General features: G+C 70.1%; 11 protein-coding genes and 5 pseudogenes. 7 read left to right on the forward strand and 9 right to left on the reverse strand.

What is annotated here, in order from left to right:
• Positions 1 to 353: 353 nt before the first annotated feature.
• The gene (locus ACFVYX_RS13805; RefSeq protein ID WP_030325187.1) at positions 354 to 557 is read right to left on the reverse strand and encodes a cold-shock protein; all 204 of its coding nucleotides are present in this window, start codon (positions 555 to 557) and stop codon (positions 354 to 356) included.
• A gap of 244 nt (positions 558 to 801) precedes the next feature.
• Positions 802 to 1,140 carry a MerR family transcriptional regulator gene (locus tag ACFVYX_RS13810; protein WP_389681552.1) on the reverse strand — a complete coding sequence of 113 codons (339 nt, stop codon included), beginning with the start codon at positions 1,138 to 1,140 and terminating at the stop codon, positions 802 to 804.
• A gap of 904 nt (positions 1,141 to 2,044) precedes the next feature.
• Here ACFVYX_RS13810 and ACFVYX_RS13815 point away from each other — a divergent pair.
• Positions 2,045 to 2,329, forward strand: a pseudogene (locus tag ACFVYX_RS13815) (ATP-binding protein); the annotation flags it as partial.
• Between the two features lie 374 nt (positions 2,330 to 2,703).
• Here ACFVYX_RS13815 and ACFVYX_RS13820 read toward each other — a convergent pair.
• Positions 2,704 to 3,105 (reverse strand): annotated as a pseudogene (locus ACFVYX_RS13820) (helicase associated domain-containing protein); the annotation flags it as partial.
• Between the two features lie 194 nt (positions 3,106 to 3,299).
• On the opposite strand from ACFVYX_RS13820, the gene ACFVYX_RS13825 reads away from it, so the two are divergent.
• Positions 3,300 to 4,034 carry a hypothetical protein gene (locus tag ACFVYX_RS13825; protein WP_389681840.1) on the forward strand — a complete coding sequence of 245 codons (735 nt, stop codon included), beginning with the start codon at positions 3,300 to 3,302 and terminating at the stop codon, positions 4,032 to 4,034.
• A 32-nt stretch (positions 4,035 to 4,066) separates the two neighbouring features.
• On the opposite strand, the pseudogene ACFVYX_RS13830 reads toward ACFVYX_RS13825, so the two are convergent.
• Together ACFVYX_RS13830 and ACFVYX_RS13835 are read right to left on the reverse strand one after the other, a co-directional pair.
• Positions 4,067 to 4,645, reverse strand: a pseudogene (locus tag ACFVYX_RS13830) (DEAD/DEAH box helicase); the annotation flags it as partial.
• 35 nt (positions 4,646 to 4,680) lie between these two features.
• Complete coding sequence (locus ACFVYX_RS13835; RefSeq protein ID WP_389681553.1) at positions 4,681 to 5,121, reverse strand: hypothetical protein; 441 nt, start codon at positions 5,119 to 5,121, stop codon at positions 4,681 to 4,683.
• Positions 5,122 to 6,243: 1,122 nt separating this feature from the next.
• On the opposite strand from ACFVYX_RS13835, the gene ACFVYX_RS13840 reads away from it, so the two are divergent.
• Positions 6,244 to 6,759: a M23 family metallopeptidase gene (locus ACFVYX_RS13840; protein WP_389681554.1), complete on the forward strand. Its 516-nt coding sequence runs from the start codon at positions 6,244 to 6,246 to the stop codon at positions 6,757 to 6,759.
• 457 nt (positions 6,760 to 7,216) lie between these two features.
• Complete coding sequence (locus ACFVYX_RS13845; protein WP_389681555.1) at positions 7,217 to 8,248, forward strand: hypothetical protein; 1,032 nt, start codon at positions 7,217 to 7,219, stop codon at positions 8,246 to 8,248.
• Between the two features lie 60 nt (positions 8,249 to 8,308).
• Here ACFVYX_RS13845 and ACFVYX_RS13850 read toward each other — a convergent pair.
• Positions 8,309 to 8,840: pseudogene (locus ACFVYX_RS13850) on the reverse strand (LexA family protein).
• A gap of 167 nt (positions 8,841 to 9,007) precedes the next feature.
• Between ACFVYX_RS13850 and ACFVYX_RS13855 the strand changes: the two are divergent.
• The 3 genes and pseudogenes from ACFVYX_RS13855 to ACFVYX_RS13865 form a co-directional block, all read left to right on the forward strand.
• A pseudogene (locus tag ACFVYX_RS13855) lies at positions 9,008 to 9,217 on the forward strand (AraC family transcriptional regulator); the annotation flags it as partial.
• A gap of 97 nt (positions 9,218 to 9,314) precedes the next feature.
• A complete protein-coding gene (locus ACFVYX_RS13860) occupies positions 9,315 to 9,926 on the forward strand; it encodes a helix-turn-helix transcriptional regulator (protein WP_389681556.1) in 612 nt (203 codons plus the stop codon).
• Positions 9,927 to 10,164: 238 nt separating this feature from the next.
• Complete coding sequence (locus ACFVYX_RS13865) at positions 10,165 to 10,362, forward strand: hypothetical protein (protein ID WP_389681557.1); 198 nt, start codon at positions 10,165 to 10,167, stop codon at positions 10,360 to 10,362.
• A 595-nt stretch (positions 10,363 to 10,957) separates the two neighbouring features.
• Here ACFVYX_RS13865 and ACFVYX_RS13870 read toward each other — a convergent pair.
• From ACFVYX_RS13870 to ACFVYX_RS13880, 3 genes are all read right to left on the reverse strand, one after another.
• Complete coding sequence (locus ACFVYX_RS13870) at positions 10,958 to 12,124, reverse strand: twin-arginine translocation signal domain-containing protein (protein WP_389681558.1); 1,167 nt, start codon at positions 12,122 to 12,124, stop codon at positions 10,958 to 10,960.
• 1,313 nt (positions 12,125 to 13,437) lie between these two features.
• The gene (locus tag ACFVYX_RS13875) at positions 13,438 to 14,121 is read right to left on the reverse strand and encodes an esterase/lipase family protein (RefSeq protein WP_389681559.1); all 684 of its coding nucleotides are present in this window, start codon (positions 14,119 to 14,121) and stop codon (positions 13,438 to 13,440) included.
• Positions 14,122 to 14,357: 236 nt separating this feature from the next.
• Positions 14,358 to 15,293, reverse strand: a complete 936-nt coding sequence (locus ACFVYX_RS13880) for a LysR family transcriptional regulator (RefSeq protein ID WP_389681560.1) — start codon at positions 15,291 to 15,293, stop codon at positions 14,358 to 14,360.
• Between the last annotated feature and the right edge of the window lie 47 nt (positions 15,294 to 15,340).

The raw sequence follows: 15,340 nt of genomic DNA on the forward strand, positions 1-15,340 counted from the left end.
CGACAAACGAGCCACCCATTACCAAGCCATGGTCACCCTCGCCTGCCTCCGACTCTGGCTCCCATGACTTTCCGGACACCCCCTAGGGGGTGTCTGACAAAGGAACTCAGCCAGCCGGCTGACCTGAGGCCTGTCATCGCCGTCGCCGCTTGGGTAGACAGGCGCCCCTGCCGCGGCTTGGTGTCGCCCAGGGCTGGCCCGCAATGGGGTCGCGATGTCAGCGGGCCCAACGAAGGAAACGGCTCGTCGGCGTAGGGGAGGGAGGGAAAGCGCGAAGGCCCTGCTCCTCCTGGGAATGAACCTGAAGGAGCAGGGCCTGGGGGCAGGCTCAGCCGCCCATGGGGCGGGAAGGGTCAGGCCAGGTTGATGTTCTCGGCCTGGGGGCCCTTCTGGCCCTGGGTGACGTCGAACGTCACGGTCTGGCCCTCCTGGAGCTCACGGAAGCCCGAGGAGTTGATGGCGGAGTAGTGGGCGAAGACGTCGGGTCCGCCGCCGTCCTGGGCGATGAAGCCGAAGCCCTTCTCCGCGTTGAACCACTTCACAGTTCCCGTAGCCATGTCTGATGCCTTCCAGTCGATGAACGCCTCCCGCACGATGCGGGGGGGGGAGGTGATCGCCCTGGTTCCTGCGGCACAGCACAGCAAAACGCCCACGCCTTCGGCGTGGGCAAAGGGGAACTTCCGAACCACGACAGCTGACGCAGACGGTACACGCCTGCACATGCTGTCACCACAGGAAACGAGTACACGTCGTGGACCGGGTGCGGGCAGGCTTGTCAAGCGGCGGCAGGCGCGGTTCAGATCAAGCCGCGGCCGTTGGATTCGCTGCTTCGGCGGCGCGGCGGTGTTCGGCGTTGATGCGCTGGGCCTCTTCGAGTTGGTCTTCCAGGATGACGATGCGGCAGGCGGCCTCGACGGGGGTGCCCTGGTCGACAAGTTCGCGGGCACGGGCGGCGACGCGCAGCTGGTAGCGGGAGTAGCGCCGGTGGCCGCCCGCGGAGCGCAGCGGGGTGATCAGGCGGGCCTCGCCGATGGCGCGGAGGAACCCGGGGGTGGTGCCGAGCATCTCGGCGGCCCGGCCCATCGTGTAGGCGGGGTAGTCGTCGTCGTCGAGACGGCCGTACGAGTCGTCTGCTGTCATTTCACCTCTCTGTGGAACGCGTGGAGGGGCCCGGGTGCCAGTACTGGCACCCGGGCCCCGAAGGAACTGCTACACCATCTGCCGGCCCTGATGCTGCACCGGCCTTCTGTGTCCGCAGCCTACCGACCTGAATGCTGTCGGGGGCGCGGGGATCGCGGTTGCGTGACCGGAGACCACCTCACTATCGATGTCCTGCGGTACCCGGGCTCAAGACATCTGCCCGGGCGATCCTGATGGTGCTCGGCTCCTCCGTTCTTCCCTCTGGATCGATCACTTACCAAACGGGAACTCGTACTGCTGTTACTGCGAACTGCTGGTGTTGCGTACTTCTGGTGGCCTCTCACAGCGCCACTTCGGCAGCCAGCCCCGTCACCCGTCCTGCGTCTGCTCTGGCTCAGAACCCCACTGCCGAACCTCCCGGTGCGCGCGCCCGCAGCCGACGCCTTCACCGAGGTACTGCTCACTGACTTCACTGCTGGGTTACTGCGGACTGCACTTACTGCGGGTACTGCGACTGCGGTACCGCTCACGGCGGCCCCTGATCACTGCGGGCCACCCGGTCCGGTCACCAGTCCCGTCGCCGTCCTGCAAAAACTCTGGCTTCGAAACTCCGTCACCGCACCGTCCTGCGAACTGCAACTGCGGGTACTGCTGCCCGGCAGTTCATCTCTGCCGGGCCCTGCGGTCTCTCTGGGCTACGAGAGAAACCATAACCACACCACCACCCAATGTCTACTGCGGCCAACATAGATTTCCGAGCGGCCGAAGATGAGGTAATCGACCTCGAACAGCGACGCTGAAAGGCGCAGGGGCGGCCATCGCGGGGTTGCCCGCTACAGGCCGGGGCACAAGCACTGGGCGGACAGGACCGGGCATTGGCGAACCAGAGACCAGGGCGAACCTGATGGACGCGATGAGCGTCGACGTCGCGGCTGCCCGCTCCACCGCCTCCATCGTCGGCGCCCGCGAGCGCACCCGGGCCTTCCTCGACGGCCTCGTACGCCCGATCGGAGCCGAGGCCGCCGCCACCGTGGTCCTGGTCGTCTCGGAACTCGTCACCAACGCCCTGCGCCATGCCGGCGGCACCTGCACCCTGGACCTGACCGCTCCCCCGGACAGCATCGAGGTGGCCGTCCACGATCCCAGCCCGCGGGTACCGCGCATGCGCGCCCCCGGGGCGATGTCGGGCAGGCGGCCGTCGGACTCGTCGGCGGCGAGGCCGGCGAGGACGCGGTGGTGACGCTGCCAGTCGAGCGGCCAGGGGCAGTCCCAGTCGGCGTCGATCGCCGCGAGCTGGGCGGCGCGTACGGCGGCGCGTACGGGGTCCTTGCCGAGGCCGTGGGCTTTGCGGAGGTCGGCCATCAGCTGGCCGATCGCGATGCTGTCTGCCTGGCTGTCGCCCCAGACGGCGTCCTGGCGGGAGGCGAGGTGGCCGTGGGCGTGGTGGAAGGAGCGCAGGACGGCGAGCTTGGTCTCCCAGGCTTCCTCGCCGGGCTCCCAGACCATGCCCTCGTCGTCGAGCTGCTCCTTGCGGTAGGGCTCCAGGACGCCGGCGCGCAGGTTCTTGCGCTGCTGGTGGACCCACCGGCCGAGGGGGAACGTCTTCGTCGTCCCGAGCTCGACCTCGGTGTCGTACGGGCCGAGGGGGAACGTCTTCGTCGTCCCGAGCTCGGCCTCGGTGTCGTACGGGACGGCGGCGAGGCCGGTGATGTTGTGCTCGGCGCGCCAGCGGCGCAGGGCCTGGTAGCCCTCCAGACAGACCAGGGACTCGGGCCGGTAGACGCGGGCGCGCAGGAACGCGGCGATGGTGGCCGGGTCGCGGGGGGGCGCGAAGTGCAGGAGGGCGGATTCGGCGGCGGCCTGCGCGGCGGCTTCGGCGGCCTGCTCCTCCTCGTCGCCGCCGCCCGTGGGTGTGGTGGCGCCGGCGGGGGCGATGCGGCCCTCCTCGTCGCGGTGGACGTGCATCTTGCGGTTCTCCTCGCCGCGGGTGAGTGCGCGGGAGGCGAGGCCGGCGACCAGGTGCTCGGAGTGGGAGCGCAGGCCGTTGAGGACGGCGACGAGGGGGCGTAGGAGGCGGAGGCCACCACGACCTTCGGGACTTCGCCGGCCTGGAGGAAAACCGGGACGATGACGCGGGCGGTCTTAACGGTGCCGTCGGGATGGGGCCGCAGCGCGCGGCCGATGTTCTGGACGATCTCGACCTGGGAGCCGCGGGTGTCGGCGAAGCAGATGGCTTCGACTCCGCGTTCGCCGGTGATGTCGACACCTTCGCCCAGGACGCGCACGGAGGCGAGGAAGGCGCGGTGGACCCGGCGGCCGTTGGCGTCGATGCCGCCTGCGAACTGGCGGATCGTCTCGCGGCGTTCGGCCACGAAGTGGTCCCCGCACAGCCACGCGGCCCAGACCCGGTCCGGCGGGACGTGGCGGCCGGGCTCGAGGTCGTAGAGGCGGGCATCGATCAAGGAGGAGGGCAGCTTCTCCGCCTCGGCGAGGGCGCCCGGACCGGGCTCGGCGGCGTACAGCTCGGCGGCGGCCTTCGGGAGCTTGGCAGCGAAGGCCTCGGCCTCCTCGACCCGGTGGTGGAAGGTCATGACGGTCTTGAGGTTGTGCTGGGCGGCGTGCTCCAGCAGCGCGGCCTGGAGCAGTGCGAGACGCCGTCCGCGCAGCGATTCTTCGGAGATGCCGAGGACGGGGTCGGGGTCACGGATCTCCAGGACATCGATCTCGAAACCGGCGAGGATCTCCCGGGAGATCGCCTCCGACAGGCCGAGCTCGTGGATCCACTCGCTGTAGATGCCCCCGGGGTCGCTTTCCATCGAGGCGACCACGACGTCCTCGCCGCCCTGGCCGGGGCGCGGGGCGGCGAGGATGCGGGGGGGGTGGCGGTCATGTAAAGGCGGAAGGCGGCCGGGACGCGGGTGTTGTCGTGAATCGCGGCCCAGGGGCGGGCGGCGTCGCCGGCGGTTCCGTGGGCCTCGTCGATGACCACCAGGTCGAAGGGGTCCATCTTCTGGCCGTAGAGGCGGTCCCCGCCGGCGAGCGCCGACTCCAGCGGTCCGCGGACCTTGCGGCGGCCGATGATGTCCTGAGGGTCGTCGCGGTCGACGAGGGAGGCGTACGTCGCGAACACGATCACGGGGCCGGAGCCCGCCCACAGGGCGAGCCGGATGGGGTTGGTCGTGGTCCGCACGCCGAGGCTGTCGAGGACGTCGTCACCGCCGAGGGAGCAGACTGCGGTCATCGGGGCGATGTGGCCGACGCAGGGCCAGGAGGCGGCGGTCTGCACCAGGAGGTCGAGGGTGGGGACCATGACCAGGATCCGGCCGTGGGGGAAGAACTGGCGGGCCGCTGCGGCGGCCGTGATGGTCTTGCCGGAGCCGGTCGCCGAGACGAACGTCGCCCGCTCCCCCGCCTGCCCGGGCACCCTGCGGTGCGGCCAGCCGGTCCACGACCGGATCGCGGCCAGACCGGCCCTCTGGTACTCGCGGAGCTGAATCGCGCTCACGTACCCCTTGTCTCCTTCGGCCGGGGTGGTGCTGGTCAGATGTGGTCGGGGTGGAACGGCGGCACGGACAGGGTCCCGTCGCCGCCCGTCTCTATACGGGCGGCGAGCTGCACAACGACCTGTTCCAGCATCAGGCCCGTGCGGGCGGCGGCATGCCCGACCGGGGCGGCCCGGGCAGTGCTCAACCACAGCCGCGGGGTGACAGCCGACGCCTCCTCGCAGCGGCGGGCCCGGTCCGCCTCGGCCGACGCCTCCTCGCGGAGGCGGGCCCGGTGCGCCTCGGGCGGCGCTTCCTGGCGGCGGGCCTGGTGCGCCTCGGCGGCCGCGAGGCGCTGCTGCCGGCAGGTCTCACGCTCGCGGTCCCAGCCGGTGCCGGTCTCATCGGCGTCCGGGGCGCAGACGCCCCCGGCCGGCCGCTGCGAGCAGCTCCCGGATCCGGCGCCATGCGGTGTGCTTGGCCGCCCACCTCTCGGCAAGCCGCTGCGGGTCGACGGCGGCCAGAAGGTCTGTCACGGGCACCATACCGTTGCGGGCGTCGCGGGCGGTCCCCCGCTCGCGCTGCGCCGCCTCAGCGGCCCTCTCCTCAACCTGCCCGGCGTCCAGGCCGGCCGCCTGACGGCGGACGGAGTCCCGGGCAATGCCCGCCGCGCTCCAGATGCTCATCGCGTGCCGTCCCCTACGGCGCCGACCGCCCGGCGGACGGCGTGGTGCTCGATAAGGCGGCGGGCATCCGCGGCCCGACCCGTCTGCCGGCGGTGGTGGTCGGCCACACAGGCCAGCATCGTGCAGACGGTGGCGACGCCGCCGGACCATCCCTGCTCATAGGCCTCACCGCTCCCCGCGGCAGCAGCTTCCCCCTCAGCAGCCCAGGTAGGCGCCGGCGACAGCGCCCGCCTCGACGGCAGCGAGAAGGCCGTCCGCCTCGCAGTCGCCAACACCGGCGGCCACCAGACGGCGAACAGCCGCAGCCGGGCGTCGACACCGGCCCCCTGACGGCCGGTCACCCGGCGGTGCGCACCGGCGGCGCCCCGCCCGGACACCGCTTCGCCCACCGCGGTCACAGGCCGAACCCGATGCGCTCCATGCTCGAGCATCCGGACCCCCTCCAGGCTCGCGGCGCGGGCACCACACTGCGGGAAGTAGACCCCCTCAGCGCCTCGGCGACGGCCTCACGCATCCGGCCCTCACCGGCCTGACAGGCAGCGAAAACCCGCCCGGCATGATGCGGAGGGAGGCGCGCAAGCAGTGGCAGCCGAAGGTGAAGGAGAAGGCGACAAAGGAACTCGCCGAAGTGCGCTCCCTGGTCACCCGGCCGGCAACAGTTCATGACCCCCGCGCAGAATGTGTCGCTCCGGGACGGCTCGCCGCGCATCGTTCCCCCAAATCGAAGGAGACCGTCCGCCCAGCTGCCGGCCGGCGTCCGGCGCCGTCGTACACCCACCCCTCGATCCCTCGCGCCGACGAAAGAACTTGCTGCAACTTTTTTCAACAACCTTGTTGAAAGGGGCAGTTGGTGCCAGTGTTGTCCCGTCTGGATCAGACCCGCAGCGGGAGGCACAGTGCGCAACGCGAGACGACTTCTCCTCAGATTCGGCGCCATGGCAAGCTCAGCGCTCACAGCAGCAGGGATCGGACTCACAGCAGCCCCGCCGGCCGCGGCCGTTGACTACTACTACGAACTTCCCTATCCGTCGGGCGAGTCCTACCTCGTCACCCAGGGCCCCGAGGGCACGTACTCGCACACCGGCCCCTACAACGAGCACGCCTGGGACTTCGGACTGCCGGCGAACTACGAGGTCTCCGCCGCACAGGGCGGCACCGTTCTCGTCTCGGACTGGTCCCCGTACTGGGAAAACGGCATCGAGGTCATCATCCGCCACTCGAACGGCCAGTGCACCCACTACGCGCACCTCAACCGGGCAATCTACAACAAGGGCGACTGGGTCCCGCAAGGCCGGATCATCGGCTGGTCCGGAGCCACCGGAGCAGCCAACGGCGCACACCTGCACTTCCAAGTCATCAACTGCAGCACCCGAGTCGGCATCTCGGCCACAGTCCAGGGATGGAAGCCGCCCACCGGATCAAGACCGGTGAGCGTCAACACGCGCGCCTGACACCAGATAAGCCCCCGCCACTCCTGGCATCAGAAACAACCGGGAACGGCGGGGACATGCCCCGCTCGGCTGTGCACGGCCCCCCCGACGACACCAAAACCACCCCCCGGGCAGCCCGGCAACGACTCAACGAACCACGACAGGGGCCCGGCCCCACAACGACATCGATGAGCTCCGATCTCCACAGCAAAGCCGAAACCCACCCCCAAAGGCCAACGCGAGCTCGAGGCAGCGATGCAGCACGTCCGTCGCTTCCTGCACCCAGATCGGCGGCGTCCGCTGACGACGCCGAACTGCACACCACCGCCTTCCACCCGGCCTCCGGCGCGCCCCGGTGGCCCGCCCGCTCGGAAGCCAGGCGTCGCGGCGGCCCTCGCCGCCCTCCTCCCCCCCGGAAGGGCCGGACGAGCGGGGATCCGAGGCTGACCGGGACGACACCCGCTCTACGAGCATGCCCATGTCGACCTCCATCTCCTCCCTCCCGGTGCTCCGAGGCCGGGGCGGGGCCGTCCTGTCCGTCGAGGACATCGGACTGGTCCTCGACCTCCCGCGCGAGCAGGTCACCTTCACCCCCGACGGGCTGGGCCGGATACGCGCCGAGGGCCGCTCGGTCCTGATCGAACTGCGGGCGAAGGCCGGGGCGGCGCCGCGCGTCCACCGCGTCGACGACGTGGACGAGGCGGCGGCCACCGCCTTCGCCGACGGGGTCGACGCGATCCTGGCGAACCGGACGGACAGCGACGACATCGACGGGGCCCCGTTCGCCGTGGTCCGCTCGCTCACCCCCACCTGGCGGACGAGGTTCCACCGCCGGATCCTGCGGGGCGCGCTGTGGCACCTGCTGGCGCTCGTCGTCCTCTGCCTGGTGGCCGGCTCGCTGAGCAGATGGGACCTGGTGCTCCTCACGGTCCCGATGGGCGGCTTCGCCTGGCTGGGCCTGTGCCCGGCCCTCTACGGAGTGATCCGCGCGCGGCGGGAACGCTGGCTGTACCGGCACGGCGTCATGGTGACCGCCACCCGGGCCACGATGTCCCGCGGGGCGTACATCTACCCGGACGCGACCGGGACATACCGCGGCTTCCTGCACGGCGAGGCCGGCCCCACGATCACCGTGGCCCACCCCCCGGAGGACCCAGCGGACGTGCTGGTGCCGGCATCGCCGTTCACGCACCTGGTGAACACCTACGCGGGCGCCGTCCAGGTCTTCTGCTGCAACGCCATGATCATCCTCCATATTGTGATCACGGCGGATTCCCTCCTCGACAGCCAACCATCCACGAGCTCGCTAGGACCGGCTGAGCTCCGGGCCCGGGGCGCGATCGTCGTGGTAGCCGCCGTACCCGCGGCAGCGTCGCATCAACTGCTCGCCACCGTTGGGATGCAGACGAAGGGCGAACTCCTGGCCCCGAACCATCCCGAGGAAGCTGTTGACACGGCCGGCGCAGGTCACAGAACCCGTGCCGCCCATCCTCAGCCAGCAACCGCGTGACCTCCACACGGGCCCCTGCGGGCCGCCCGAGCAGAGCTGCAGTCACCTTGGCGATCCGGGCTACAGAGTGCGCAGGACGGCAACGACCTCGCCGAGGATGACGCCGTCGTCGCCCGGGATCGGCTCGTAAGCGGCGTTGTGGGACATCAGCCATACCCGGCCGTCCTCGCGGCGCAGACACTTCACCGTGGCTTCGCCGTCCAGCATCGCGGCGACGACGTCACCATGGTCTGCGGCATCTGCCTGCCTCACGGTAACGATGTCTCCGTCGCAGATAGCCGCGTCGATCACGCTGTCACCGACCACCTTCAACGCGAACAGTCGGCCTTCGCGAACCAGCTGCCGTGGCAATGAGAAGACGTCCCCGACCGATTCCCGGTACGCGCGGAGGGCGGTAGGGGTCGCGGTAGAGCACTTCCTTCCGCTCCAGTGCCATGAGCTGGTGTGCGACGGACGAGGTGCTGCTGAGCTTGAGCGCAGCACCGATCTCTCGCATGGAGGGCGGACAGCCCTGAGAAAGAATCTGTTTGCGAAGCTCGATACGTCTTGATCTTGAGGCTTCGTCGCCCGGCGAAGAGACCCGTGACGGCATGTGGCCGAAGTGCTGCTGGACTGCCTACGCCTCCCCATGCCAGGTTGGATCCCGGGGGAGCAGAAACTACGGGGGTCTGGGGAATGCTGGTGACGGAGTTCACCACGGAGGTTGTGGACGCGCCGGAGCGGTTCGCACTGTGGGAAGAAACCACATCGCACTCGCACATGCGTAACCGGCTGCGCAGTGAGGACCACGAGGATTTCCTCGCCAAGATGCGCGTCCTGGACTTGGGGGAGGTCCAGGTGTCCGCGCTGGCCTACTCGCATCTGGAGATCGCGCGAACGGCGAAGCTGATTCGACAGTCCGACCCTGAGGTGTACCTGATCAACTACTTTCTCAGTGGAGCCGGGATTGTTTCGTTAGACGGGAATGACACGACGCTGCGCACCGGTGACCTGACGGTCCTGGACAGCAGCCGCCCTTACCGTGGCGGTGTTCGCGCTCTTTCCGGACAGGTGGTCCCATGTGACCGTGCAGTTTCCTCGTGGGTTGCTGCCACTGCCGGAGAAGGCGGCGCAAGGCCTGTTCGCTGTCCCGGTCAACGGGCGCCACGGCATGGGCGGGGTGTTTACTCGTTGGCTGACCGACCTCAACGCACGCGCCGCGGAGTTCACCCCTGCTGACATCCCCACCCTCGCTTCGGTCACCCTGGACCTCCTGGCATCTGTGATCGCCCGTTGCCTGGAGGCTGAGGAGGCACTGACCCCGGAGACCCGCAAGACCGCCCTGCGGGTCCAGATCAACGCGTTCGTCGAGGAGCACCTGGCCGACCCGGCCATGACTCCCCAGGCGATCGCGGACGCCCACCACATCTCCCTGCGCCATCTCCAGCAGCTCCTCGCCGCCGACGGCACCTCGCCGGCAGCCTGGATACGCCATCGCCGCCTGGAACGCTGCCGTCTCGACCTGGTCAACCCCCGCCTCCAGGCCCGCCCGGTCCAAGCCATCGCCGCACGCTGGGGCTTCACCGACCCGGCAAACTTCAGCCGCCTCTTCCGAGCCGCCTACGGCCTCCCGCCCCGCGACTACAGGCACCTGCCGACCGAGGCGTGCGTGAATCTCCAACACTCCTGCGCGGACTGACAAGGACTGGGCGCTGACATGTCAGGCATCGTGAGAGCCCAGAGCCAAGCACTGGGCGAGGGGAAACCTCCCCTGTTGCTTGTCAGCTACACGACGAGAGGGACGAGGCATGAAGAGCATGATCAGACCGTTAGTGGTCACCATGGTCTTGGTCGCCGCCGCAGGCGCCGCACCCGCCACCGCGAGCGCCGCGCCAGCCTGGGGATGCTTCCCGATCAGTACCAGGTCCATAACGTTCGTGGCACACACCCCCGTGCACTCGCCCGAGCCCGCGGGCAAGGCCCCCGTCGTCGGCTACCTCAACGTCACCAGGCCCGGCTCGTGGCCGGTCTCGTGGGACTGCGTCAGCGATGCCGGCAACCAGTGGTGGGGGCTAGACGAGAGCGTCGGCTTCGGTGACGACGCCTATGTCTGGGACGGCTACGTCTACCGCTAGGACAGGACGATGCCCTAGTCCTCATGCTCGGCGAACCAGGCCTGGAGCCTGTGCGGCAGTTCGCTGAGCCCTGCAAGTCGGTCGAGCTGGAAAGGTGAGACCCGGCCCTGGTTGGTTCCCATCCTCGGTCCTCGTACTTCTCGGATGTGGCAGCGACGTGGGCTGGGCGGATGGGCACTCCCTCGAAACCCACCCAGTCACTGGGATGGGCCTGGCTGCTGGTGGCGATCAAGGTCGTGCCCGACTCGTTGCCGTTGGCCGCTTCGACGGCGTAGCTCATAGGTGTCCAGGGAAGTCCCTGCGTGGAGGAGGGCCTCCGGGTTCTCCAGCGGTACTCGACCCCGTCAACAGTCATGCGCCGGGACCCCTGCTTGTTCAGCGCCTTCGTTCCCCTCCTGTCGGACTCCAGCGCTCTGCAACTGGCCTGTCCCCGGGTACTCCTGGGTGCGGCCTCGGCCTCCCTTCCGAAGGCCGAGGCCGCCTCAGGCTGGAATGGCTTTGCTGATCGCTCTCTTCAGCCGGTCCCCGAGGGACCTCGACCGGCTGGCCCGCGCGCTGCGGCCGGCGGGGGTGGCAGGCGGAGGCGGGAGCTGCCTCAGAGGTCGTGCGCCGTACCGCCCTGTGGAGAAGCCGAGCCCCTTCGGGCGACGGGGCAGGCGCCCATCCCGGCTCCGGCAGGCGCAGAGTACGCCGCCACGCCCGGCGTCGCCGCACCAAGTTGGTCCAGGATCTCGTCGGCGAGCAGATCCTGCGGGCCCTTGAGCGCATCGGCGGCCGCCCGGTCCGAAGGGAAGACCAACTCGGCCGCGATGTTGTCCTGCACGATCCGGGCAAGGTTGTCCAGGGCCACGAAGACCGGGTCCGAGAGCGGCTCGGCGGCCGGCAGGTCGATCAGATGGGTGGCCACCTTCGCCGGGTTCATGCACGGCCTGATGATGATCGAGTTCTGGTTCAGTTCGGACGTGGCCCACTGGGACAGCACGACCGTGTACAGGTCGCGCCACGCCTCCTCACCGATCCGGGCCCGCCACATCCGCAGGACGCCCTGCACACCAGCGATCTGGGCCTCGGCCGCGAACCTCATATTGGTGCGGATGTCCGCGTAGACGCTGTGGGAGAAGTCCTCGAACGACCTGATGTCGAAGAACCGGGCCGCGGTGGAGACCTCGATGAACGCGAGCGCGCCGTCGAGCACCCGCGCGCACGAGACCACCATCTCCGGCGGGATGCCGGCCTGGTCGAGCCGCCGCCGGGCCGCGGCCAGCGTGTCGGCGTACTGCCGGAGCGGTGTGATCCAGTCGGTGGTCGCGGCGTCCTTGAACGCGACCATGGCAAGGTCGTGCGGATCGATGCGGTCCGCGCCGGGGACGTTCGGAACCCTGTCACTCAGGTAGGGCGCGATGATCGAGAAGACGCCGAGCGGCACATGGCTGACAGACTTCGCCAGCTCGAACACCTCCCCGACGGGATGCAGCGACTCCCGCGTGCCGTCGTGGAGAAGGGTGAACCTTCCGCCCCTGGCGTCGTTCTGGACCACAAGGACGGGACTGAGCTGCGCAATCAGATCCGACTTGAGCGCGGCGTAGTGCGACCGCATACCGCTGTTGACCGCCACGATCGCGTCGCGGGCCCGACCGCGCCGAACGGCCGGGGCGTCGGCGGGTGCCCCGCTCCCGTCCTCGGCCGCCGCCGGTGAGGCCGCGAGGCCCGCCATGACGCCGGCCGCGGTGGTACGGCCGAGGAACCTTCTGCGTGTGGTCATTCTCCGCCTTCCATAAGTGCCCACTCGCCGGGCGAGCGGCTGGGAACACGAAGTCGACGGCGCGTGGCCCGCCCTCCCCGCGGGGAAGGCGCCGACGCACCGGTGTTCCCGGCAGACGGACAACGATCCCGAGCACCCGCGCGCATCGGGTTGTCGCGTATCGGGTTGTGCGGCGGCGACTCCGTACCGGCCGGGTACTCGCCCGGACATGGGCGGTGGCGCCGTGCCGGGTGCGCTTCTGGCCGTCCGGGCGGCGGTCGGCCAGAAGCTGGTCAACCTCGACGGCGATGTGGCCGCCCGGCCAAAGCATCGGTGCCGCCCGCCCAGGCGGAACTGTCCACCGACCCCCTGCGGATCTTGCCCGACACCGCCGTCGGCGGCCGCTGCTCACGAGCAAGGCGTTCGGCGGGCTCGCCAAGCTCCTGGAAGCCCTGCGGGGCCCGCGACGCCCGGATCGTGGAGTGCCTCGCGGAGCAGCAGGCCCCGAGCCGCTGCAAGCCCGTCTGCGAGGACAGGACACTACGGCTGAGAAGCAGCAGCGAGGGCTCTGCAGGTGTCAGCGGCCGGCGAAGGGCCTGCTGGCGTTCTTCACGTCCCGCGACTCGGCCGCCCTCGCGGCGTTCATTCGGCTGCGGTCCTCCACTCCGAGCACGAGCGTTGGCGGCGCGGCATCGAAGCCGCCCGCCGTCTGTCACCGGCTACATGGCGACCTGAAGGTCCCCTTCATCTTCCGCGTGCCCTCGCGCGACGGCCATGAGGCGGAGGCCGAGGCGTGGCCGGCGGCGCTCGCGTCCTTCCTGTTGGGCAGTGGATCGCCGAGCCCGCCGCTTTCCATGCCCGTCGCGACATGGACGAGGAGCGGATCGAGCGCCTGTCCGGATCGGTGAGGTGGGCGTGATGGACACCGCTGTTGAGAAGTTCCGCTTCCGAGACAGCGGAGCGGATCGGGGTGTAGCGCCCCATGACGGCACTACCCCACGCAGGTACGGCCCCATGCCAGTGACCATGCTCTGCCGCAAGGCCCGACCAGCGAGAACACGCCGGTCTGACACACCAACACTTACACCGGCCACCGACACCGAACCGCCGCATCCCACGTAGCACAGCAGGGCGCGAGGCGAGCGCGGGCACCGGGGCCGGCCTCACGCCGGCCTCGCCGGCAGGTGGTCTGCCCGTCCGTAGGGGGGCGGCTGCTGGATGTTCCGTCAGGAATGGTCGGCGGTCTGGGGGCAGGGCGCCCCGGGCCGCGGCCCCCCGTCGCTCGTCGTCCGTGCGGGCGGTGGTGCGGCTGCCGGGGTGGGCCCCGTCCGTGACTAACGCACGTGTGTCCTGACCTGTTCGTAGACCGTCGGGTCGGCGTGCAGCTCGCTGTGGCCGAGGCACGCGGTGGTGGTGTTCAGGGCGCCGGAGAGGGCGACGCTGTTCTTGGGGCTGATGACGATGTCGCAGGGCGAGCCCCAGGTGGCGTAGCGGGGGGAGCCGGGGGTCTCGTCACCGGAGTTGAGGTTGTTCAGGAAGTCGGATCCCGGGCGCATCTCGACACACGAGGCTCCGCCGCACCAATGTGCCGTGGCCGTTCCGTGGTTGGGCCCCCCGAGGGAGACCCAGGCGTCGACCTTGGACGAGCCGCCGAGGTTCTTGAGGTAGTAGCGGGAAGACAAGGCGCCCATCGAGTGGGTGACGATGTCGACCCTGGAGGCGCCCGTGAGGTTCAGGACGCGGTCGATCTCGTCGGCCAGCCGCGCGGCGGTCGTGGCGTTGGACCGGGTGGTGTCGTAGGTCCACTGGTCGAGGTGGTCGGCCGGCCATCCGTCCGCCCGGAATCGCTTCGCCATGGACTGCCAGGTGGAACCGTCCGAGTTCCAACCGTGGACGAAGACCACGGGGTCCCGGCGCACCTCGGTGTGCGAGGCGACGGCTGCGGACGCGGGGAGCGGGAGGAGGGGTACGGCAGCGAGGAGGAGCGTCGGCACGCTCCGGAGCAGGTTGCTGGTCACATTCGGTTTCTAGCGTGCCGGGCCCCCACGGCTCGGCCGGTTACCTGGCCTCTCACCCGCCCGGGGGCAGGGATTCACCGCAGAAACGTGACAGCACCGGGCGGGTGGACCGGGCCGGTCGGCGTGCCGTCTTCACTCGCCTTCCCGGCGGCCCCGGCCATGCGGTCCGTACCGGCCTCTGTCGCGGCGAGCGAAGAGGCTGTGCGGGAGATACGTGGCATCTGGGCTACGGCCGTTCAGCTCGGAATCACCCAGCTCGGCGTCCAGGTCTCGGCGGCGTCGTGGTCGGTCGTCGTGGCGGTCAGGTGGGCGCGGAGGGTGGTCAGCGCGGGGTGGGGGTTGTCGCGATGCCACAGGAGCGAGTGCGGGTAGACGGGCGTCGGACCGGTCACCGGGATGCGGCGCAGGCCGTGGTCGGCGGGCCAGACGAGCCGGGTCCGGCCGCCCATGAAGGTGGCCAGGGCCGGGGTGTCGGCGATGGTGTCGAGGAGCGCCTCGGAACCGAAGTTGGGGCCGGTCGCCTCGATGGTGAGGCCGAATTCGGCGACGAGGTCGTCGTAGTAGGCGGCCCACTCGGTACCGGGAACGAGGCCGGGCATCCAGATCCGGTGCCCGGCGAGCCGGGCGAGGGTCACCGACCGGGCGCCGGCCAGCGCGTGGGCGGGGCCGGTGAGGAGCTGGAGCGGTTCGTCGAGCACCCGCATCGAGGCGATGTCCTCGGGGAGGGGCCTGCCGGGGGCGGCGACGGCGCGGAAGGAGGCGTCGATCGCACCGGAGCGGATGGCGGCGACAGCCGTTTCGATGCCGAACAGCGTCATCACGTCGAGGTCGATGTGCGGGTGTACGCGGTGGAAGCCGCGCATCAGGCCGGACTGCGCGCTGCGCAAGGTGATGACGTCGACGCGCAGCGGGCGGTGGCCGGCGCTGACGGACGCCGCCGCGCGCTCGGCGACCCGCAGCAGCTCGCGTGCGTGGGGCAGGAACGCCTGCCCGTCGATGGTGAGCTCGGCGCCCCGCGCGGTGCGGGTGAACAGCCGCACGCCGAGGTCGCGTTCCAGGACGGCGATCCGTTTGGAGACGGCCTGCTGGGTGATCGACAGCTCGGCGGCGGCCTCCTGGAACTGCCCCGCGTCTGCCGCGGCCACGAAAGTCCGGACGGTATGGAGATCCATGCCCGCATCGTAAGGGCACAACCGTTGGTTGTGGGCGGGTGGCTTTT

Source organism: Streptomyces sp. NPDC058326 (assembly GCF_042879855.1).
Classification (GTDB): Bacteria; Actinomycetota; Actinomycetes; order Streptomycetales; family Streptomycetaceae; genus Streptomyces.

Coding starts and splice junctions, on each gene's coding strand:
- ACFVYX_RS13845 (WP_389681555.1), top strand. CDS start 7,217: ATGTCGACCTCCATCTCCTCCCTCCCGGTGCTCCGAGGCCGGGGCGGG.
- ACFVYX_RS13825 (WP_389681840.1), top strand. CDS start 3,300: ATGGGGCCGCAGCGCGCGGCCGATGTTCTGGACGATCTCGACCTGGGA.
- ACFVYX_RS13870 (WP_389681558.1), bottom strand. CDS start 12,124: ATGACCACACGCAGAAGGTTCCTCGGCCGTACCACCGCGGCCGGCGTC.
- ACFVYX_RS13810 (WP_389681552.1), bottom strand. CDS start 1,140: ATGACAGCAGACGACTCGTACGGCCGTCTCGACGACGACGACTACCCC.
- ACFVYX_RS13840 (WP_389681554.1), top strand. CDS start 6,244: ATGGCAAGCTCAGCGCTCACAGCAGCAGGGATCGGACTCACAGCAGCC.
- ACFVYX_RS13880 (WP_389681560.1), bottom strand. CDS start 15,293: ATGGATCTCCATACCGTCCGGACTTTCGTGGCCGCGGCAGACGCGGGG.
- ACFVYX_RS13805 (WP_030325187.1), bottom strand. CDS start 557: ATGGCTACGGGAACTGTGAAGTGGTTCAACGCGGAGAAGGGCTTCGGC.